The sequence below is a fragment of the Cobetia sp. AM6 genome (genome assembly GCF_009617955.1).
Classification (GTDB): Bacteria; Pseudomonadota; Gammaproteobacteria; order Pseudomonadales; family Halomonadaceae; genus Cobetia; species Cobetia amphilecti.
Window position 1 is genome coordinate 2,537,545 of record NZ_AP021868.1, and the last position, 20,950, is coordinate 2,558,494.

General features: G+C 53.5%; 15 protein-coding genes. All 15 read right to left on the bottom strand.

Going from position 1 to position 20,950, the window contains the following annotated elements; all coding sequences use genetic code 11:
• Window positions 1-31: 31 nt before the first annotated feature.
• Window positions 32-1,405 carry a D-glucuronyl C5-epimerase family protein gene (locus tag CLAM6_RS10780; RefSeq protein WP_153636069.1) on the bottom strand — a complete coding sequence of 458 codons (1,374 nt, stop codon included), beginning with the start codon at window positions 1,403-1,405 and terminating at the stop codon, window positions 32-34.
• Window positions 1,392-5,966, bottom strand: a complete 4,575-nt coding sequence (locus CLAM6_RS10785) for a glycosyltransferase (RefSeq protein ID WP_153636070.1) — start codon at window positions 5,964-5,966, stop codon at window positions 1,392-1,394. The genes CLAM6_RS10780 and CLAM6_RS10785 overlap by 14 nt, the downstream gene beginning before the upstream one ends.
• 99 nt (window positions 5,967-6,065) lie before the next feature.
• Entirely contained in the window at window positions 6,066-7,346 is a 1,281-nt protein-coding gene (wecC, locus tag CLAM6_RS10790; protein WP_153636071.1) for a UDP-N-acetyl-D-mannosamine dehydrogenase, read from the bottom strand.
• Window positions 7,347-7,441: 95 nt separating this feature from the next.
• Window positions 7,442-8,572 carry a non-hydrolyzing UDP-N-acetylglucosamine 2-epimerase gene (wecB, locus tag CLAM6_RS10795; RefSeq protein ID WP_153636072.1) on the bottom strand — a complete coding sequence of 377 codons (1,131 nt, stop codon included), beginning with the start codon at window positions 8,570-8,572 and terminating at the stop codon, window positions 7,442-7,444.
• A gap of 53 nt (window positions 8,573-8,625) precedes the next feature.
• Window positions 8,626-8,919 (bottom strand): hypothetical protein, encoded by a 294-nt coding sequence (locus CLAM6_RS10800; RefSeq protein ID WP_153636073.1) that lies wholly within the window; start codon window positions 8,917-8,919, stop codon window positions 8,626-8,628.
• 57 nt (window positions 8,920-8,976) lie between these two features.
• Complete coding sequence (locus tag CLAM6_RS10805; protein ID WP_153636074.1) at window positions 8,977-9,723, bottom strand: hypothetical protein; 747 nt, start codon at window positions 9,721-9,723, stop codon at window positions 8,977-8,979.
• A gap of 135 nt (window positions 9,724-9,858) precedes the next feature.
• On the bottom strand, window positions 9,859-10,944 hold the full coding sequence (locus tag CLAM6_RS10810) for a chain-length determining protein (RefSeq protein WP_153636075.1): 1,086 nt from the start codon (window positions 10,942-10,944) through the stop codon (window positions 9,859-9,861).
• 88 nt (window positions 10,945-11,032) lie between these two features.
• On the bottom strand, window positions 11,033-11,722 hold the full coding sequence (locus CLAM6_RS10815; protein WP_153636076.1) for an ABC transporter ATP-binding protein: 690 nt from the start codon (window positions 11,720-11,722) through the stop codon (window positions 11,033-11,035).
• Window positions 11,719-12,549 (bottom strand): ABC transporter permease, encoded by an 831-nt coding sequence (locus CLAM6_RS10820; protein ID WP_153636903.1) that lies wholly within the window; start codon window positions 12,547-12,549, stop codon window positions 11,719-11,721. The genes CLAM6_RS10815 and CLAM6_RS10820 overlap by 4 nt, the downstream gene beginning before the upstream one ends.
• A 26-nt stretch (window positions 12,550-12,575) precedes the next feature.
• On the bottom strand, window positions 12,576-14,291 hold the full coding sequence (locus CLAM6_RS10825) for a polysaccharide biosynthesis/export family protein (protein ID WP_153636077.1): 1,716 nt from the start codon (window positions 14,289-14,291) through the stop codon (window positions 12,576-12,578).
• A 140-nt stretch (window positions 14,292-14,431) separates the two neighbouring features.
• A complete protein-coding gene (locus tag CLAM6_RS10830) occupies window positions 14,432-14,860 on the bottom strand; it encodes a DVU3141 family protein (RefSeq protein WP_172978686.1) in 429 nt (142 codons plus the stop codon).
• A gap of 62 nt (window positions 14,861-14,922) precedes the next feature.
• On the bottom strand, window positions 14,923-16,839 hold the full coding sequence (gene cysN / locus CLAM6_RS10835; protein ID WP_172978687.1) for a sulfate adenylyltransferase subunit CysN: 1,917 nt from the start codon (window positions 16,837-16,839) through the stop codon (window positions 14,923-14,925).
• Between the two features lie 172 nt (window positions 16,840-17,011).
• Window positions 17,012-17,953 (bottom strand): sulfate adenylyltransferase subunit CysD, encoded by a 942-nt coding sequence (gene cysD, locus CLAM6_RS10840; protein ID WP_153636080.1) that lies wholly within the window; start codon window positions 17,951-17,953, stop codon window positions 17,012-17,014.
• A gap of 160 nt (window positions 17,954-18,113) precedes the next feature.
• Window positions 18,114-18,962 carry a 3'(2'),5'-bisphosphate nucleotidase CysQ gene (gene cysQ / locus CLAM6_RS10845; protein ID WP_153636081.1) on the bottom strand — a complete coding sequence of 283 codons (849 nt, stop codon included), beginning with the start codon at window positions 18,960-18,962 and terminating at the stop codon, window positions 18,114-18,116.
• A 90-nt stretch (window positions 18,963-19,052) separates the two neighbouring features.
• Complete coding sequence (locus CLAM6_RS10850; RefSeq protein WP_242007650.1) at window positions 19,053-20,831, bottom strand: SLC13 family permease; 1,779 nt, start codon at window positions 20,829-20,831, stop codon at window positions 19,053-19,055.
• Between the last annotated feature and the right edge of the window lie 119 nt (window positions 20,832-20,950).

Below are 20,950 nucleotides of genomic sequence, written 5' to 3' on the forward strand. Positions count from 1 at the left end.
AAAGCGTTAACATTTATGCATGTATATAAAATCAATTAAGTGGACATGAATAGCCATCTACCATGTATTTTTCCCAACGCTTCCTGAACTGTTTAAGTTGAGAACTTCCAGTTATGTACTCAAGTGCATAAATTTGATTAATATGCGTTTGATGATAACCCCATCTAGCAACATTAGGATAGCTCTTGCAAGTATAGTGCGTTAAATCATAAGCACTATGGCTTCCAAGGTCATATAGAGGGAGTATGTCTAGCAATGTTGAGAACGAATCCTCAAAAAGCTGTTTTGCAGTCTCATTATGCAAGCTTTTCCAACAATCATATAATCCTAACACCGAGAACATAAAGCCATTTAAAACAAAGCTAGGAGGAGTTGTGGGATACTCTTCAAAAAAAACTTTTTCTTTATCCCAATACCTTCTAACACCACCTTCTTCGACATCAATTTGAAATGGCGTTAATGCTTTTTCACATGCGATTCTGTATTTATCTTTTTTGGCTATTTTGAACATTCGCGTAAGAAAAGAAATTCCTAAACCTTGACCTAAGGCTGAGGGCCAACCTGCGTCCATTGGCTTAGTTCTTGATTTAAAAAAGTGATGTTCGAAATCAGATACCCAAGCTCCATCTCCATCTTGATTATCAACAAACCAATCCGCAATCTTTATTGCTTTATCTAAAAATTCTGATGTATCCTCTAACTCTCGTTTAACAGGAATTCTTAAATCTACATTTCCACGTACTTTTATTTCTTTAATTGGAAAATACTCATGGAGCGTAGGATAAAATTTATCAACCTCGCCATCATTCAAAGAAATATACTTAATTTCACTAGCATCATCCACTCTTCCTTTTCCGTTATACACGCATATCTTTTTTATTTCGTCAACACAATTAATATCTATATAAACCCTGAAGTCATCATCTGAGCGAATCGTTAGCTCATTTAAGTTATCAATATGCAAGTCTTTAATAAAAAATCCATCAGAAATCTTACCAGTTGATTTAATATTCGTATAGTGACTTGATGAGTCTACATGAATCTGGCCTGAACTACCCATGTACCTTCCAGTGGTAATTTTATTTCTTCGTACATGTTTCCCATAGAGCTGGAGCCCATAGTGGGCAATGGTTATTGGATAATAGTACTCTCCCCACCGAAAGTTATTTATTGGAATACCACTCTCATCCAATCTTACAATAGCCCAGCCTTCTACCCCAAGCTTGCTAAATGAAAGATAGTCTCCTAAAGGATCATATAACTCTCTTACAAACCTTGGGGTATGGAAACCTAACTCTCCTTTCCTTAACTCCACCAAGTTAAAAACTTTCTTGACATCTTCAGAAGATATAAAACTCTTTCCATCCACATCGAAAGATGCAACTTTTTCATTAAAAACTTTCATCACACTCCCCCAGAAATAACTCTAGCTCTTTATTAACTACAATAGTTTGATCAGCTTTCTCTCGAGAGGTCTTTGAGGCATTTACACTTAACTTTCTAAATTTCTCAGAATCATGATACAATTTTTTGATAAACTCATATAGATCAAAAAAACTTTCAGCGCTTGCCAAACAACCACAGTCATCATTAACAAACTCAGGCACAGCCCCAACACTATTTGACACAGGAACCAATCCTGAAGACATGGCCTCATCACGTGATACGCCTTGCGTATCCATCCTGGATGGACAAAGAAAAATACCATAATGCTTGTGCAACTCAGCAATCTCTGTCTGGCTCAAGAACTTTCTTTCGATGATAACGTTATCAAGTTTTCGGATCGGCTCAACCGTTTCATCAAAGAGCCTACCATCTCCTATAATCCTGAACTCAAGCTCATCAAAGAAAGGTTCTTTTGATAGCTCAAGAATACATTTCACAGTCAGATCATTGGCGTATACATGTGAGGCATAGGGGCGAATCGAAAGAATCTTCTTACGCAGCTCAGGATCTTTTTCCTGATATATAAAAAGATCCGTATTGATGGGGTTATGAATGATGTGGTACTGATCCTCTGGGAGTCGGAACCCAAGGTCCTCCATCACCTCTTCGGCAAAATAATTGGAAACGAATACCAGCTGAAGGTTCTTATGCATGGGCGAAAGAATACCGCGCCAGAACGTCATCCTCTCTTTACTCTTCTCTTTCGCCACTTTCTCCTGCTCAGGATTTTCTATATTGAACTTGCGACGATACCAGGGCTGAATATCGGCACCATGTACCCATACCGTTACCTTTATCTTATCAATGTAGTCATCAAGCACTTCCCACATATCCGCATCCAGGAAGTGTACCAACACGTGCCGATACTTCCCTTTTTCTAGCATGCGGCGCAGCGCAATCGGTGAGCCCGTGATGACATCCACATCTTGGAACTCATGCCAGCTGACTGCCTGGTCCTTGCGAAACCGGAAAACATCGACCTCGACTCCACGCGCCGTGTAGGCTTTGACTCGACTATGTACGAAACCATTGCGATAAAGATCGTCATAACTGGGGTAATGGTTGGTTACCAATAATACATCGGAACGTCCCATCACATTTTCCGGTGAAAGATCCTTCTCTCCCACCAACAGACGCTTTACGACACACTCGCCGCCTTGGTATACACGGAAGCCAAGGCGAATAATCTCTGCCCCTTCAGGAATATCCAAAAGGTTATTCTTGTTGGCCTGAATAATGTAGTGGTTAAGCCGCTTCCCTTTTGCATCGAAAAAGATGATGACAAGCGTCAGATTTAACCCCGGTGTCACCTCAAGATGCAGTGGTAGCTTGCCATCCTTGATGGCACGTTTCCCCAACTGCTCCAGTGTCAGGTTGTTGCCTTCTTTGACGTAGATATACTCGTGCTTGCCATCCTCCAGCGTAGATGTCACCTCCAACCCCTCTTCGATCAGAACCATCTTGCTGCTGGCCGTGCCCGGGTTGGAGAAGATCCCGTTTAGCTCACTGGGCGAGAAGCTAGGAATTTGCACGGCGCTGTTGATAGCCGGCGCCGTAGTTTCCGCCAACTGCTCAAGCTCTGCCAACGGAATCCCAGTATCAAACTCGGCATCGTCTACCCTGGTCTGCAGCGCTTCCAGTGCCTCGCTGCTGGGCGCTATCTGCTCGCTCAGGCCATTACGGCAATAGTTGAAGGCATCAAGCGCCTGCTGGTTGGCTCCGGTGTAGGTAGCTGATTCGATGCCGTCGACCCAGGCGCTGGCCCGACCAAGCTGCATGCCGGGTGCCAGAACAGCGGCGCGTAGCGGAAGTTCAACTTCGGACCGATAGGCCTGATCCGCGTGTTGTTGCTGAATGCCTTGAGAATCGGCCTGATAATAAGCGGCCTTGCCGATCATCGGCACCTTGGTGAAGCGTGTAGCTAAGGCCATATCTCGTAAATAGTTAGGGCCGTAGTAGTCATTCGAGTTGAAGGCCGCCAACCAAGTACCCGGCTTGGCGAAACTCTTCAGCGCCCTACCCGCCAAGCTTGCCACATTTAGGCACTCTTTGAAGATGCCCTCTGGCAGCTGACCGAGCTGCACCCCGACGTCGGATATAGTGATCCCCTTCCCGGTGACAACGACCAGCTTTACCGGGCCATGCTGTTGTCGTGCCACATTGTCCAGCGTGTTGCTTAGCTCTTGAACGCTATTGACTAGGCTAACCACGGTATAATTAGGCAGCGGGTGTTCATGGCGCGTGCCGGTCACCTTGCTGAGGATATAGTCGAAACGGGCCTGATAGGTATGCTCGCTGAGGATCTTGCGAAGCCCAGCGAGGCGGAACTTATCGGCTTTCTCGGGATTGCTCTCCAACTCTTGCAGCCGGCGAACGATCTCGCCGCCACTATCCGAGGTCAGAACCAGCTCACCGAACAGCAGGCGAACCCCTCGCGAGTAGTTACTGACGGTGATGGTATTTGACCCCAGTAGCTCATAAACGCGGCGCGCGAACATGGTCTGCGACTGCTTGATGGAATTCAGGTTGATCGCATAACGATACCCCTTGTAGGCCTTGTCGATCTCGCTGAACGACAGGGTACCCACAATATAGGGCTGATAATTCTCCGGGAACTGGTAATTGGGATCCTCCTTGCCGTAGTTGCGGTCATAGATCTCCAGCGGCTTGAACTTGGGAAACTCTTCCACGAAAGTTTCCAGGTCTTTGGTGCGATCCGGGTAGCGCACGTAGTAGGCACCGGCAAAGCAGAAGCCGTCCTTGCGCTGGTAGGATTCCACAGGATTGGTCAGGGCAGGCTGACAGGCGAAGGGCAGGAAGTAGACGTTGTCGTGACCCAGCGCCGCCTTGTAGCGGTGGATACAGTCTAGGTCGGTGGTGAAGACATGATCGAACAGCTTGGCGGTGTTCAGGAAGGTTTCGAAGTGAATCGGGTCTTCCTTGTTCCAGAACACCGTGGGGATGCCATGCTGATTGCACCAGGCCACAATGCCCTGAATCTCCTGGCTCTTGTGGCCCACCTTGCTGCCCCACAGCTCATCCTTACCGCGCCATGCGGACTCGATGAACAACAGCTCCGGCTTGAATTCCTCCAGTTCCTTCTCCCAATGCTTGGGCGTCAGCTGAAAGCAGTTGGCTTCGGGGCTGTAGGAGCTGTAGGTGAAGTTATCCATGATGCAGGCCACCCTGGTGGCCTTGGCTGAGAGTGACTCTCCCTTCAACCCCTTCACCATCGGCCGTACCGCCTGGTGCCATAGGTAATGGTGCTTGATGGCCTCGCGCCCCTTGTCCACCTTTGCCTGACGCGCCTCGGGAGAGGTATTGCGTACCGCTTGGATAGTGTTTGCCAGGGCATCAGCACTCCCCTTGGCAAACAGCCAGCCCAGTTCTCCATGCTCTAGCAGCTCGGCCTGCGGCGCCACATCGGAGGCGATGACCGGCTTACCCCAGGCGAGGTACTCCAGCGGCTTGATGGCGCTGACCAGTTCGCATACCGGTAGCGGCTTACGAGGAATCACCGTAGCGTCGATCAGACCGAAGTAGTCGCCCAGCGCTTCATGCGGAACCCGGCCGGTAAACGTCACGCGGTCGGCCACGCCGAGGCGTTTGGCGTCCCGGGCAAGCTGCTCGACGATAGGCTCACTCTTGCCATGGCCGGGCTGGCTAACAGGGCTGTAGCCGCCGACGATAAGCGTATGGGCGGATTGACACTGGGGCTTGGCCAGCGCTTCCAGCAGCAACTCCAGGCCTTCGTACTCAGTCAGGGCACCGATATAGCCGACCACGAAAGCATCTTTCGAAATCCCTAGGGACGCTCGCAGTTGCTGACTCTCCACCGGCATGGGATCTGGCAGATCAGACACGCTGTTGGGCACCAGCGTGATACATTGAGCCGAGACACCTCGCCTGACCAGCTCATCATGCATGAACCGGTTCAAGGTATAGAGCCGGTCTGCGTGGTTGCACACCCAGGTTTCATGGTCGTAGTGGTGCATGAAGTCAGGCGTGTCATGCCAAGCCGGATCGCGAGAAATCCGTGAGATCTCCCAGAAACCACGAACTTCATAGTGGAAGGGAAGCCCCAGCCGACGAGCCGCAATCAGCGCCGGCAGGGCCACTTCGTGGTTGGAGGCAGCCAGTACTATTTCTGGTCGATAGACGCGAAATAGCTCGGTGAACCGATCTGCGCTCGCCTCGATACGCATGCGCTCATCTCCAGGGCGCTGGCCATCGGGCCAGGGGCTATGGATATAACGAACCCCACCAACGGCCACCTCCGGAGCGATGCGTTGTATGTCGCCTCCAAGTTCCCATGGTCTACCTGGCCGCACGAAGCATAACGTTTCCAGACCGTGCTGATTCAGGGCCTTGGCGATGCCCTGTGTCCGAATGGCGTAGCCATTACTGGCATAACTCTGTCCATGACTGACGACATAGGCCACACGACCCTGTATCGGGAATACCAAAGGAGTGTCGTCATTTTCGGCCAGGTGCATCGCAAGCTTTAGAAGATCGTCCATTGAGTCCTTCTTTACCTTTCTGCATATACAGTGAAGTCACCAAAGGCGTCCGATGGGCGCCTTTGTCATCACTACAAGTTTGTAGTCAATCTACGTAAATCAACTCAACAAACCTACGGCGTCAATCACGACGGTTTTTTCCTTCACCGAATCAACCTTCTGGACAAACGACTTGTGTTTAACCAATACACAGATGACATCGGCTTGTGCAAGAGCTTCATCAAAACTAACCAATGAAACATTTTCGAATTGAAGTTCTTTGGGCAAAGAATCGATATTGGGCTCTACCACTTGGACTAGGCAGCCGAGCTCAATGACTTTCTGGGTAATCCCCAAGGCCGGACTTTCACGCAGGTCATCAATATCTGGCTTGAAAGCAACACCTAGGCAGGCCACCTTGAGGTCACGACGCGTCGCCCCCGGCTGAGCACGATGCAACTCTTCCAATGCCTGTTTAATTTGATCAAGCACCCACACTGGTTTGTAGTCATTCACCTCTCGAGCGGTGCGAATCAGGCGCGTCTGATCAGGGCAAGCCGCCACAATAAACCAGGGGTCCACCGCGATACAATGGCCACCGACACCTGCTCCTGGGGACAGAATGTTGACGCGTGGATGACGATTGGCCAGCGAGATAAGGTCCCAGACATTGATATCAAGCTCGTGGGCAATCATCGAAAGCTCATTGGCAAAGGCGATATTCACATCGCGGAAACTGTTCTCAACCAACTTCGCCATTTCAGCAGTCCGCGCAGTTGTCGGCAGGCACTCACCCTCTACAACAATTTTGTAAAGCTCGCAGGCGGCTTCAGCACACTTGGGCGTCATGCCACCAATCACGCGGTCATTCTCTACCAGCTCACGTACTACATGGCCCGGTAATACACGCTCTGGGCAATGGGCAATACGAATGTCTGATGCCTCACCATGTGTTTGGGGGAAGGTGAGGTCCGGGCGAGCCTCAGCCAGCCAAGCAGCCATTTCTTCAGTTGTGCCAACCGGACTTGTCGATTCAAGTACCACCAGATTTCCCGGCACCAGCACCTTGGCAATCGCCTCACAGGCAGACTGGATATAACGCAGGTCTGCCTTGTGGTTTTGGCCATTTTCGTCGGTGTGGAAGGGAGTCGGCACTGCCACCATAAAGGCGTCAGCTGGCTCTGGTTGGGTAGTGGCACGCAGATAACCTTCTTTGACTGCGGCATTCACCACCATATCTAGTTCCGGCTCAATGATATGTATCTTGCCCTGATTGATGGTCTCAACAGCCCGCTGATCAATGTCCACACCAATCACCTTCTTGCGACGGGAGGCGAATACTGCTGCTGTCGGAAGGCCAATATAGCCAAGGCCAATCATCGATATGGTATTGAATTCCATTGAGTTACCCTTGCAAAGTGTCTGATAAAAGAATAATAAAGAGATAAATTTAAAAACTGATAGTTAACACAATATTTTTTTTATGCGATTTTTTCTCATGCAGTGGCCACTTCTTTCGCGACGAGCGCATCCAGTATACGTTTACAGGCCTTACCATCACCATAGGGATTATGGGCATAACTCATGGCACTGTATAACTCCGGCTGATCCAGCAACTTTGTCAATTCAGAAGTAATTACATCCACACTCGTTCCCACTAACTTGACTGTTCCTGCTTGCACTGCTTCCGGACGTTCTGTCGTATTACGCATGACAAGTACTGGTTTGCCAAGAGAAGGAGCTTCTTCTTGAATGCCGCCTGAGTCTGTCAAGATAATATACGCGCGGTTCATCAAGTAGACGAAGGGGAGATAATCCTGGGGTTCAATCAGGATGATATTGTCAACGCCCGCTAGTAAGCGATTGACCGGTTCACGCACATTCGGGTTAAGATGGACAGGATAGACAATCTGGACATCTGGGTGCGTCTTGGCTGTTTCCGCCAAGGCTCGGCAGATATTCTCGAAGCCCTCACCAAAGCTCTCGCGACGATGGCCTGTGACTAGCACAAGACGTTTGTCATCTTTCAGAAAATCAAAGCGAGCGCGCAATTCATCCCCCAGCGGGCCTTCCTCAAGCTTCTTTACTACCTCAAACAATGCATCAATGACCGTATTGCCAGTGACATGGATATTGGCTGGGTCGATATTCTCTTTCAGAAGATTCTGACGCGATGTATCCGTTGGCGCGAAATGTTTGGCTGCCAGCGCACCTGTCAACTTGCGATTCGCCTCTTCCGGCCAAGGCGAATACAAGTTACCTGTCCGCAACCCTGCCTCAACATGGCCAACCGGGATCTGCTGATAATAGGCTGCCAGGCTGGTGGCGAAGGTAGTTGCAGTGTCTCCGTGCACTAACACTATATGAGGCTTGAAATCTGCCAAGATATCCTTTAACCCTTGCAGTATACCGCAGGTTATGTCGTTGAGATCTTGGCCTGGTTTCATCAGATTCAGATCATAGTCAGGTTCCAGCTCAAACAAGCTCAGCACCTGGTCCAGCATCTCACGGTGTTGTGCTGTCACACAGACTCTGGATTCAAAGCGTTCATCTTCCGCCAACTGCAAGGCGAGCGGCGCCATCTTGATGGCTTCTGGCCGTGTTCCAAATACCGTAAGAACCTTCATTTCATAACTCCTGGAGTGGATACCATTTGCAGCTAAGTGCTTGCCTATTACTATTATTGGGAAAGTATGAAATATTTTTCGAGTAATGACTGGGTTTCTTGCAACTGTCTAGAAATTTTCTGGGTGGATGGGTTGATATTTTCTTCATCACTATAGTCTTCCGTCTCTTTTCCACCAGCTGTTGAGGGCACCCAACAAGAAGCCTTGATCGCTTGATCACAAAGAGACAAGTTAACTGAAACGATTGATTCTCCATAGTATGCTGCAACTTTCTGATACATCTCTCTCGCTCTATGAAAATCGCCCTGCTTGAAACACCGTGCAGCATTCTCAACGACCTCTTGCATATCCCCTCCTATAATTTCATTTAACTCATAAGACCCAATCTATATAATTAAATATTGCTAGATATTTGGTAATGGTTGTCTATCTTCCATTTTGCCGTAACGCAGATAGTGCAACAAAGGATTCTTGCCAGCTTGAACAACATCAGGATTGGAAGTGAGGTACCAGATAGTATCAAATCCTGTGCTTGGATTTCTTCCCTCTCTGGCCCCTTCATTCAAGTAATGTTTGATAGGGTCAAGCCCAGCGGTAGCGACATCAGGATACTCAATGAGATACCAGTCTGCATCAAAAAGGGATGATCTGTGCAAGGTGTCATAATCTACACTTTTCGACTTTCTAGCCTTTCTACGTGACATGACTTGACTAACGCTAGAGTACGCATCAAACAATTCAAGTACATGGGCTCTACGCTCTGACTCCTGTTCGCGCTGCAGAGCTCCTATCTCGCTGTTGAGCAAACGTATACGATCTTCCAATCTTTTGGAAATAATCTTCTCGTTGCGCAGTGTGTCATCTAACGATGCCAGGGCATTGCTAAATCCATCTATTTCTGCTTCATAAGCAAAGAGTAACTCACGCGTTTGTACCAAAGTGTGCTTGTGCCGATTGGCTCGCTCGATAACTTTCTCGACATTCGCGCCCACCGGGGAGGAAAGCGCCGCCCCTGTCTCTATCCTATCTCTGAACTTTTGTCCTTCCTGGCTATCCAAGCGGTGTTTCTCAACCTCTTCAATATACAACTTCTGAAGCAACGTCACTTGGTCAAACAGGGCCGTGTCGGCAGTGCCCAGCGAATCTTCCATTTCACTCTCCTGCGCGATTATCATTACACTCATCAAAGAGAACTATACTCGACATTAAAGCCCCTTCTTTTAACCAATACTAAACATCAAGCGATTAACTTATCGTTAATTTTTTTATTCAATGAAGCATTCGCATCAATCACGATGGTCTCGAATTATCATCAGCAACATAGTGAATATAAATCCAGCGAATAGCATAAAGATAGAAAAGAGAGACAGGTTGTACAGCCGTTCCGGCTTTTCAGAGTACTCTGGCAAGATAGGACTCTGCAAAATACTCACCTGCTTGAGCTTGCGAGCGGCTTCTATTCGCGTATTCTCAAGCGCAGCTAATGCATTGGAATAAGTCTGCTTGGCAAAATCTGCACGAAGCTGCAAGGTCTCATATTGACTTGAAACACTATTGAGTGCGTTGCCGGATTGACGCGCGAGGCGCTCTTTCTCGAGATCTATCTGCTTTTCCAGGGCCTTGATTTCACTATCAATACGTACCATCTCGCTGGAGCGCTTACTCTGATAGCTACCTAGGGCACTCATGCGCGCCTTATAAGTTGCCAGCTGGGCTTCTAGTGAAGATACCACAGTATTTAGACTTTCAACTGTTTGAGTAGGAGAGACCAGACCATTTTCATTCTGATAGTCCAATAGTTGCTGGCGGGACTGTTCGAAGCTCTCTTCCAGTAGGCTCACCTGCTTGCCTAAGAACTTGACTTGCTCTTCTGCCAAGCGCTGCCCCATCTGATTCATGTGACGCTCGCCTTCATCGAGCAAAAACTGAGCTAGTTTCTGGGCAAACTCTGGCGTCCAAGCTTGAACTTCAATTTTCAATACGCCCGAATATTCATCCATCTCAACCAAAACCCGCTTGAGGTAATATTTATGCAATTCCTCAATGGGTGCGGCTTCATCATTTAAACGAGCAATAATATCACCGTGCTGACTATAGTGCTTTCGAAAATTCAGTTCTTCCTGAGCCTTCTTGAGCATATCGACACTCAAGAGGTATTCCCGTAAAAGAAGCAAATCACTATCTGTCTGTCCTCCAGTCAACAGAGAGCCAAAGCTCACATCACTGGTCGAATTGATCTGCGGGCTTTCCAATACTACTGTTGCCTTCGATACATAGCGGTCCTCTGCCCACACCGTCCAGTAAAAGCCTACGAGCAGTATCGACAACAGAACAATCGCCCATTGTGGGTAACGTTTTATAAATACTGTCATGTAAAATCTCATCAAATATTGGTTATTAGAGCCTACTAACGGGACTTAAATAGCCTGTTTGATACCTCCCGTCAATATTGTATATTTCTTAGTACTGTTTTTTCTTTGCATCGCTATCGATATGGTAGGTACTGATAGCCTCGTTGATATCATCAAACCAATGAGCTTGGCCGTTTTTTAGATAGATACCTGCTTGACACAGCTCTTTAAGTATACCCTCAGAGTGAGAGACCATAATCAGGCTTGCCTCTCCCACCTTGTCCTTGAAAGCCCTTGAGGCCTTGGTCTTGAAGGCTCTATCACCTACGGAAGTGGCTTCATCAGAAAGATAGACGTCAAAATCAAATGCTAGAGACAAACCAAAATTGAGCCGTGAGCGCATGCCAGACGAATAGGTACGGATCGGTTCATCAAATGCGGGCCCGATTTCTGCAAACGCCTGAACTCTTTGAATGATTTTTTTTACATCATATTGGTTGCCATGCATCCGGGCGACGAACTTGGCATTCTGCCGACCTGTCATGCTGCTCTGCAACCCTGCGGCAAGACCGATAGGCCAAGAAACTCGAGAGTGGCGTATCACTCTACCCTTTTGAGGAGTATCCATGCCGGCAATCAACCGCAACAACGTCGACTTACCGGCGCCGTTGGCACCCAGCAGGCCGACACTGACACCTGTAGGTATAGTCAGGTTGATGTCCTTCAACACCCATTGGTCTTCAGCCTGACTATAGTGTGATTGATAGAAGCGTTTAGAGAGATTCTGAATGTCGATCATTGGCGTTTCAGGCGCTCCTTGAAACGAACATGCATCAATAATCCTAATGCCAAACTAAACAATACCCAGCCCCAAAAGTAATCCATATCCGTACCATGTACGACCTGATACCCTTCGAAGAACCCGTGCCGCATGTATTCAAGGCCATGCACGATAGGGTTCCACATCAGGTATTCTAATAACGAGTGCGGGAAGTGATTCAGTGGCATGATGACACCGGATAGTATCAGCAGCGGTAACGACAAGATATTGATAATCTTACCTATCTCGGGAACCAGTGTTCCGAGTACTGATGTCAGAAGTCCAATGCCCAGTCCCAGCAACCAGAGAGATAGCCAGCCGAATATGACTTGAAACCCATTATCGGGTAGGAAGTCTGTACCGAGTAACTGACCACCCAGCACAAACAGCAAAAAGATGAAGGTGCGAATCAGGCCATTCAATACATTGCGAACCAAGACACCATCCACTGGCTGTACCTGACGATAGGCAAACAGTGCCTTGTTGGCATTGATGGCTCCCAAGCCTTGCATCATGCCTTCCCGCACCAAGAAGAATCCCATCAACCCCACGACCATCCAAGGGATGAAGGGTGCATTGACAATCAAGCTGTCTCCACGGATGTAGCTCCGAATACCAATCATGACCAGCGTGAAAGCTGCAGGCTCGGCAATCATCCAGAACCAGCCCATGCGGTCCGTCATCGTTCTACCGACGGCTTCACGCATGAACATGGCGAACCAGACACTGCGCGTCACAGCCCAGGCGGAGCGGGCCTTAGGCCCGCTCTTGTCGTCACCTGTCGAGTGATTTGATGGTGGGGTCATGTCACCTTTCATGTCACTGGCCATGATCAGAGGTCTATCGCGACTTTAGTGGCGACGGCGACCTGATAGAGAATCTGCGTGATGCTGGTGGCCAGCTGCAGGTTCTTGGTCGGCGGTTCCGGCAGTACCAGAATCTGATCACCAGAGCGCAGCTCAACTTCCTCGGCACGGCGCACGGCGCCATTCTGGCGTACCACCAGAATCTGGTCTTCATCCGCGTGCTGGGTAAAGCCACCTGCGCTGTTGATGTAGTCCATCACTGTCATGCCCTGGGTGTAGACCATGGCCTGAGGCACCACGATTTCGCCGCTGACCAGCAGGGAATCACTGACTTCCGGAATGGTAATGACATCGCCGTCCTGAAGGCGAACATCCGCGATATTGCCGCCATCACGTGCCACTACCAGTCGGCCGGTCGGCTCTTCCTTTTTGGCCTGCTCGACGAACTTCTCGATCATCTCGGCTTCCTGGACACGAAGCTCGGATTCTTCGGTGGTCGAGGAAGAGGCGCCGAGATAGGTGGCCTGAAGACGATTGAGGCTGTCCTGCAATGCCTGGGCCTGCTGTTCCTTGACGCTCTCACGACGGATGGAAATGCTTTGATAGTCCGTCAGCCCCCTGGGCACCCCGACGGCATTGAGCAGTTCGCCCAGATGAGCATCGCGCGGCAGTGCATAGCGTGACGGGCCATAGAAGCTGCCTTCCAGCTGTACGACGATGGTCTCGTCACGCTGGTCGGCACTGAACAGCACTTCATCTCCGGCGCGCACGTCGGCACCACGGAATTCCACCACCGGCAGATAGCGCGAGATGGGCCCATCCGGACGCGAGCCACGCAGCAGCACGTGAGAGACACCCGACTTGAGACGCGCCAGGTTCAGGACGTCTTCGCCACTCAGGCGCGCGTCGGTGAGCTCATAGCGGTAATCACGCTCGACATCCCCGACCACGCTGATCGCCGGGCCGCGCTCCTCGACGACGACGGTATCGCCATCGCGGAACTGCGGACGAGCGATCTCGCCATTGATCAGGAAGTCATACAGATCGACCGTATTGATGACGCGGCCATTGCGCTTGATCTTGATCTTGCGGTAGCTGCCCAGTGCCTGGTCGATGCCGCCGGCCTGATCCAAGAAATACAGCATGGAGTCATTCGGGGTACCGGCATAGCGACCCGGGTTCTTGACGTAACCGGTGACGAAGACACCCACCGGCTGCACACCCTGCAGGTTGGTGTAGACGCTGACATTTTCCGGGTACACCTCCTGGATGGCACTGCGCACCTTGCCGTCCAGCTGAGCATTGGTGGTGCCCTGTACCATCACCGGACCGATACCCGGCAGGAAGATATTGCCCTGGGCATCCACCGGCAGCACGGATTCGATCTCGACCCCACCCCACACCCGCAGAGTGATCTGGTCACCCGGCTTGATGGTGTAGCTGCTGTTGAGGCCATCGGCCATCATGCCGCGGAAACCACCACTGAAGAGGTTTTCGCCGAACGGCGGCAGAGAGTCCGGGTCGGTCTGCTGTTGAGACGTCAGCGGGCCATAGGTGCCACTGCGCCAGTCGGCACGCGCCTTGTCTTCCACGCTGTCGGTCTTCTGCGGAATGCTGGAAGCCTGGTCGCCACTGGACAGGATGGAGCCGCTGTCCAGCCCGACCGCCATGGCAGGACTGGCGTTCAGGCACGCTACCGCCACCAGGCACCCGGCCCGGAGCAAAAATCTGGAAATTGTCATCGGGCTAGGCCCCTCGTAGTGCAGAAATGGTGCAGTGTTGATCAGGAATGTCAGTGCCGGTCATGCCAGCCTGCCCCTGTTGTCGTCGGTTCACGCTGAACCCGAGGCGGACCTGTCAGCGCGAAGGTGCTGCAAGCGCATCAGCGCGCCTCTTCCAGCAGGCCGGTCACCAGTCGCTGGGTCACCCAGGTGCCCTCGCCGGCCTTGCCGTCATTGCTGGTACGGCAGGCCAGCTCCTTGCTCGGCAGGTCACGGTTGTTGGAGACCGTCAGCTCGCGACAGATGCGCCCACTGGCCGCGAAGTAGCGCTCATGGGCGACCACTTCGACATTGCTGCCCCAGGGGCTGGTCGGCACGGCGATCATGCCACCGGGTGCGGCGCTGTCGAGAAACGATGAGACATCGGCCGGAAGAACCGCGGCGCCGGTCAGATTGGCCAGATTGGTGCTGCCGGCACCGGTTGAGATCGGATAATCCGTGGCACACCCCGAGATGACGATGGCCAGTCCCGCGGCTGTCGCGAGGCGCGTGATGTTCGGCAGGCGCTGTTTGAATCGGGAGAAAGTCATATGGAAGTCCTGAAACGGCAAACGCCCCCGCCTTGCGGCGAGGGCTGATCGGGGTGAATGCATCAGCCGATGACGTTGTAGTGCTTGAGCTGATTGACCAGCTTGAGCGCGGTCTGCTCGAGGCTCAGCTCACCGGTGTTGATCTCGATTTCCGGGTTCTCCGGCGCTTCATAAGGCGAGCTGATGCCAGTGAAGTCGCTGATCTCACCGGCACGCGCCTTGCGATACAGGCCCTTGGGATCACGCTCTTCGCAGACGCTGATCGGCGTGTTGACAAAGACTTCGATGAACTCGTCAGTACCGACCATGTCACGCACGGTCTGGCGATCGGCCTGGAACGGCGAGATGAAGCTGACCAGAGTGATCATGCCGGCATCGACCATCAGCTTGGCGACTTCGCCGACCCGACGGATGTTCTCGGCGCGGTCGTCTTCGCTGAAGCCCAGATCACCACACAGTCCGTGGCGTACGTTGTCGCCATCCAGCAGGTAGGTGTTGTAGCCCATGGCGAACAACTGACGCTCCAGCGCGTTGGCGGCGGTGGACTTGCCGGCACCGGATAGACCGGTGAACCAGATGATGCACGGCTTTTGCTTGTTGCGATCGGCACGGCGCTGCTTGGTGACCGCCATGTCGTGCCACACGATGTTGCTGGCACTCAGGGTCTCCTTGACCATGCCCGCACCGATGGTGATGTTGGACAGGCGGTCAATGAATACGAAGCTGCCGGTATGCGGCGAGCGCTGGTAGCTGTCCATGGCCAGCGGCTGGGTCAGCTCGACCTGCACGCGGGCGATGCCATTGAGCGGCATGTTCTCCGCTTCGTTGCGCGCCATGGTGTTGACGTCGGTCTGATGGATGATGCGACCGACGCGACCGATGACACTGGACGTGCCGAGCTTGAGCTCGTATTCCTTGCCGACGATCAGCGGGTCTTCATGCATCCACACCACATCTGCGGTGAATGCGGTGCACGGCTCCAGATCAGAATCTTCCGCCACGATCATGTCGCCACGCGAGATATCGATCTCGTCGGTCAGCGTCAGCGTGATGGCCTGCCCCGGCCAGGCGATGTCGAGATCACCGTCGAAGGTGACGATACGCTCGACGGTAGAGGTGCTGCCGGACGGGAGGACCTTGATCTGCTGACCCGGTGAGACGGTACCGGCGGCCAGGGTGCCGCAGTAGCCACGGAAGTTGAGGTTCGGACGATTGACGTACTGCACCGGGAAGCGCAGATCGGTCAGATTGCTGTCCTCGGTGACATCGACGGTCTCGAGGATGTCCATCAGCGGACGTGCTTCGTAGGCAGCATCGTCGTACCACGGGGTGTGCTCGCTGATGGAGACGACGTTGTCGCCTTCCAGCGCGGACAGCGGCACGAAGCGGATATCCGGGACTTCCAGGTCCTTGGCGAATTCCTTGTAGTCCGCGACGATCTCGTCGAAGCGTTCCTGGGAGTAGTCGACGATATCCATTTTGTTGACCGCGACCACCAGGTGCTGGATACCCAGCAGCGAGCAGATGTAGCTGTGGCGACGGGTCTGGGTCTGCACGCCGTAGCGGGCATCGATCAGGATGATCGCCAGACTTGCAGTGGAAGCCCCGGTCGCCATGTTACGAGTGTACTGCTCATGCCCCGGGGTATCGGCGATGATGAACTTGCGCTTGTCGGTCGAGAAGTAGCGGTAGGCGACATCGATGGTGATGCCCTGCTCACGCTCGGACTGCAGGCCATCGACCAGCAGCGCCAGATCGACCTTGCCGGTGGTGCCGCTCTTCTTGGAATCGCGGGTGATGGCGGCCAGCTGATCTTCATAGATCATCTTGGAGTCGTGAAGCAGGCGACCGATCAGGGTCGACTTCCCGTCATCCACGCTGCCGCAGGTGATGAAACACAGCAGGTCTTTCTGCTCGTGTTCCTTGAGATAGGCTTCGATATTTTCCGCGATCATCGTCGACTGGTGTGACACTGTCATTCTCCCTGAACGAGGCCTATTCGGCGCGAGCGTCTTGTGGCGTGCGAAGCGCGACGTGCGACACTTCCAGCGCTTGGGACATCCCTCGTCCTGTCAATTTCGTTGAGTCTTGCTTGCCGTGAAGCATGCCATCGCCGTTGCTGGCGACGGAGCCGGATACCTGGCGCGCGGCTTAGAAGTAACCTTCGCGCTTCTTCTTCTCCATCGAGCCTGCCTGGTCGTGATCGATGGCACGTCCCGAGCGCTCGCTGGTACGCGTCAGCAGCATTTCTTGGATGATTTCCGGCAGGGTCGCGGCGATGGATTCCACGGCGCCGGTCAGCGGGTAGCAGCCCAGGGTACGGAAGCGCACGGACTTCATCTCCGGCGCTTCGCCTTCTGCCAGCGGCAGACGGTCGTCGTCGACCATGATGTCGAGGCCATCACGCTTGACCACCGGACGCACGGCGGAGTAGTACAGCGGCACGATCTTGATGGACTCGAGGTAGATGTACTGCCAGATGTCCAGCTCGGTCCAGTTGGAGAGCGGGAAGACGCGGATGGACTCGCCCTTGTTAATCTTGGAATTATAGATGTTCCACAGCTCCGGACGCTGATTCTTGGGGTCCCAGCGGTGGTACTGGTCACGGAAGGAGTAGACACGCTCCTTGGCCCGCGAGGCTTCCTCGTCACGACGTGCGCCACCGAAGGCGGCATCGAAGCCGTGCTTGTCGAGTGCCTGCTTGAGACCAGCGGTCTTCATGATGTCGGTGTACTTGGCGCTACCGTGATCAAACGGGTTGATGCCCGCCGCGACGCCTTCCTGGTTGATGTGCTCGATCAGCTCCATGCCGACTTCCGCGGCCATCTCGTCGCGGAACTTGATCATTTCCTGGAATTTCCAGGTGGTGTTGACGTGCATCAGTGGGAACGGCGGGACACCCGGCGCGAAAGCCTTGCGCGCCAGGTGCAGCATGACGGCGGAATCCTTGCCGATGGAATACAGCATGACCGGATTGGCAAATTCCGCTGCCACTTCACGGATGATGTGGATGGATTCGGCCTCAAGCTGCTTGAGGTGGGTCTGACGTTCCGGTGTGATGCCGAGCTTGTCGGCCGTAGATGATGCAGTCATTACAGGTTCCTTGAGATCACTCTGCTAGTTGTCCTTGTCCTCTCCGCACACACTGACACACCAAACTCGCTGCGAAGAGGACATAGTATCTTTGACACGAGACTGACATCTTCTTGCGTCAGTCCCGTGACGCTTGCCTACCCCCTGCCTTGCGCCTGGTTCACGCCCAGGGAGCGGCCGGCTTGGCACACACTATGAAATAGGGGTTGAGCACGAAGTCATGCTGGTTGTAGCGCAGTGCCTGGCGGGTCTCGGCATTCAGCACCTGGCCCCCCGCGGCTTCCACCACTGCATGCGCGGCACCGGTGTCCCATTCACAGGTCGGGCCGAGGCGCGGATAGAGATCTGCCGCCCCTTCCGCCACCAGGCATAGCTTCAGAGAGCTGCCCATGGCGACGATATCGCAGGCAGCGAAGTCGGCGACGAACGCCTTGAATTCTTCACTCTGGTGAGAGCGGCTACCAACGATGCGCCAGCTATCGGTGTTGCTCGGCACGTCACTGACGGCGATGGCCTGACGCTCACCCTCTCCGACCTGCTTTTCGGCGATGGCCGTCTGGCCTTCCCCTTGCTGGGCACCCACATAGAGCGTCTCGATGGCCGGCGCGTAGACGACGCCCATGGTTGGCACGCCCTTCTCGATCAGCGCGATGTTGACGGTGAATTCGCCATTGCGCTTGATGAATTCCTTGGTGCCATCCAGTGGGTCCACCAGCCAGTAACGCGTCCAGTCACTGCGCACGTCCCAGCTGATGTCCGCGTCTTCCTCGGACAGGATCGGTGTGGCGCCGAACTCGGCGTCCATGGCCTTGAGACCGTCGACGATGACGGCGTGCGCTGCGCGGTCTGCCGTGGTCAGCGGGGAATCATCCGACTTCATGTCGACCGTGAAGTCACCGCTCTCGTAGATCTCCATGATGGCAGCGCCCGCCTTGCGAGCAATGGCCTCCAACGCATTCAACACGGCGCGTGTCGTGCTGTCGGTCGTGCTCACTGTCGTATCCGTCATGTGCCTTCCTGTCAGTGTGAATTCTCCAGCCAGGCTGGCGATGTAAAGGGTAACGCTCGCCAGCGGCTGCCAGACGAAGCAGAACATGGTTTAGCTCGAAAATGGCCAGATCAGCGGAATCAGAGCGACCGAAGTGACGCCGACGATGAGGCTCATCGGCAAACCGACCTTCATGTAATCGGACACCTTGTAGCCCCCCGGGCCCATCACCATCAGGTTGGTCTGATAGCCCAGCGGGGTGAGAAAACTGGCCGAGGCCGCGAACATGATGGCAATCGCATAGGGCATCAATGAGACCCCCAGCTGCTCGCTGACGGCCATGGCGATCGGAAACATCAACACGGCGGCGGCGTTGTTGGTGATGATCTCGGTAAATAGTGTCGTGGTGAGATAGACGAGTGCCAGCATCAAAAGCGGCGAGCCGCCACCCAGCTGCATGAGCTGGTCCGCCACCATCTGAGCTGCACCACTGTCGGTCATCGCCTGTCCCAGCCCCAATGCAGCGGCAATGACGACCAGCACGCTGCCATCAATGCTGGCGCGCGCCTGCGAGGCCGGGAGGCAACCGGTGAAGACCATCAGAATGGCGGCCGCCACCGCTGCCTCGACCAGCTCGGCCATGCCCGCCAGGTGCGTGATGATCATCAGACTCATGATGGCGAGTGCGATGGGCGCCTTGGTCAGATTGGGCATGCCATTGCCGTCCAGCGTACTGACCAGCAGGAATTCGCGGTTATAGCGATGCAGGGGGGTAAAATCGGCAGCGGCTTCCAGCAACAGGGTGTCACCGGGGCGCAGTACGATGTCACCGACCTTGCTGTTGATACGCTCACCATCACGTGACACGGCGAGGATCACGGATTGGTAGCGAGTACGGAATCGCGCTTCGCGCACGTTCATGCCGACGACGGGGGAGCTAGGAGCGATGACGGCCTCGACCATGCGGCGCTGGTGATGATCCAGATCCAGGCCTGCGGCGTCGCTCTCCAGGCCGCGGAAAACACGCACTTCATGTGCCGTGTCTGCCACACCGACGAATATGAGGCGATCACCAGACTGGAGAATGGTGTCGGGGCCGACCATGGACAGCAGCTTGCCGGAACGCTCTATCTCGGCCAGATAACCGAATTGAAGACTGCGCAGGCCCGCCTCTTCGATGCTCTTGTCGTGCAGTGGCCCCTTGTCGGCCACTCGCATGGCCACGGAATACTCGCGACCATTGCCGAGCTGCTCGACCAGCCCCTTGCGCTGGGGCAGGAAACGCCAGCCGATCAACACCATCCACAGGGTGCCGATGATCAGCACAGGCACGCCCAGCGCAGAGATATCAAAGATGCCGAGCCCGGGCAGATTGGCCTGGGACTGCAGCAGGCCATCGACGACCAGATTGGTACTGGTGCCGATCAGGGTGCAGGTACCGCCGAGAATGGCGGCATAGCTCATGGGCATCAGCAGACGCGACGGCGAGATTTTCATGCGCGCACACCAGCCCTGAACCAGGCCGATGAAGAGTGCGACGACGGGAGTATTGTTCAGAAAGGCGCTGAGCAGCGAGGTGATCGGCATCAGGCGTGCCAATGCAGAAGAAGGAGAGCCGGGGCGCCCGAGGAGACGCTCGAGCATCCAGCGCAGCGCACCGGTTTCCTGCACACCGGCGGCGACCACGAAAAGCGCGCCGATGGTCATGATACCCGGATTGGCGAATCCGGCCAGGAAGATCGCCGGAGAAATGACGCCCAGCAGAATCAACGACACGGCAGCTGCCATCATCAGCCACTCCGCCGGCCAACGATTCCAGACAAGCCCTGCCAACACTCCTACCGTCACCACCAGGGTGACAAAAGCGTCCATGTGCTGCGCGATTTCCATCTACTAGCGTTCCCTTGGCGTCCTGCCGCTTCTTCTGGTCAAGCCCTGCGCTTCACGTTCATATGAAGCTCAAGCATTAATGAAAATGCATCGCAGAGCGTGGCACTTTAGCAGCAAAG

Excerpts from the sequence above, each read along its gene's own strand:
- CLAM6_RS10820 (WP_153636903.1), bottom strand. The coding sequence starts at position 12,549 with ATGACCCCACCATCAAATCACTCGACAGGTGACGACAAGAGCGGGCCT.
- cysN (WP_172978687.1), bottom strand. The coding sequence starts at position 16,839 with ATGACAGTGTCACACCAGTCGACGATGATCGCGGAAAATATCGAAGCC.
- CLAM6_RS10805 (WP_153636074.1), bottom strand. The coding sequence starts at position 9,723 with ATGGAAGATTCGCTGGGCACTGCCGACACGGCCCTGTTTGACCAAGTG.
- CLAM6_RS10800 (WP_153636073.1), bottom strand. The coding sequence starts at position 8,919 with ATGCAAGAGGTCGTTGAGAATGCTGCACGGTGTTTCAAGCAGGGCGAT.
- wecC (WP_153636071.1), bottom strand. The coding sequence starts at position 7,346 with ATGGAATTCAATACCATATCGATGATTGGCCTTGGCTATATTGGCCTT.
- CLAM6_RS10780 (WP_153636069.1), bottom strand. The coding sequence starts at position 1,405 with ATGAAAGTTTTTAATGAAAAAGTTGCATCTTTCGATGTGGATGGAAAG.
- CLAM6_RS10825 (WP_153636077.1), bottom strand. The coding sequence starts at position 14,291 with ATGACAATTTCCAGATTTTTGCTCCGGGCCGGGTGCCTGGTGGCGGTA.
- CLAM6_RS10850 (WP_242007650.1), bottom strand. The coding sequence starts at position 20,831 with ATGGAAATCGCGCAGCACATGGACGCTTTTGTCACCCTGGTGGTGACG.
- wecB (WP_153636072.1), bottom strand. The coding sequence starts at position 8,572 with ATGAAGGTTCTTACGGTATTTGGAACACGGCCAGAAGCCATCAAGATG.
- CLAM6_RS10810 (WP_153636075.1), bottom strand. The coding sequence starts at position 10,944 with ATGACAGTATTTATAAAACGTTACCCACAATGGGCGATTGTTCTGTTG.
- CLAM6_RS10830 (WP_172978686.1), bottom strand. The coding sequence starts at position 14,860 with ATGACTTTCTCCCGATTCAAACAGCGCCTGCCGAACATCACGCGCCTC.
- cysD (WP_153636080.1), bottom strand. The coding sequence starts at position 17,953 with ATGACTGCATCATCTACGGCCGACAAGCTCGGCATCACACCGGAACGT.
- cysQ (WP_153636081.1), bottom strand. The coding sequence starts at position 18,962 with ATGACGGATACGACAGTGAGCACGACCGACAGCACGACACGCGCCGTG.
- CLAM6_RS10785 (WP_153636070.1), bottom strand. The coding sequence starts at position 5,966 with ATGGACGATCTTCTAAAGCTTGCGATGCACCTGGCCGAAAATGACGAC.
- CLAM6_RS10815 (WP_153636076.1), bottom strand. The coding sequence starts at position 11,722 with ATGATCGACATTCAGAATCTCTCTAAACGCTTCTATCAATCACACTAT.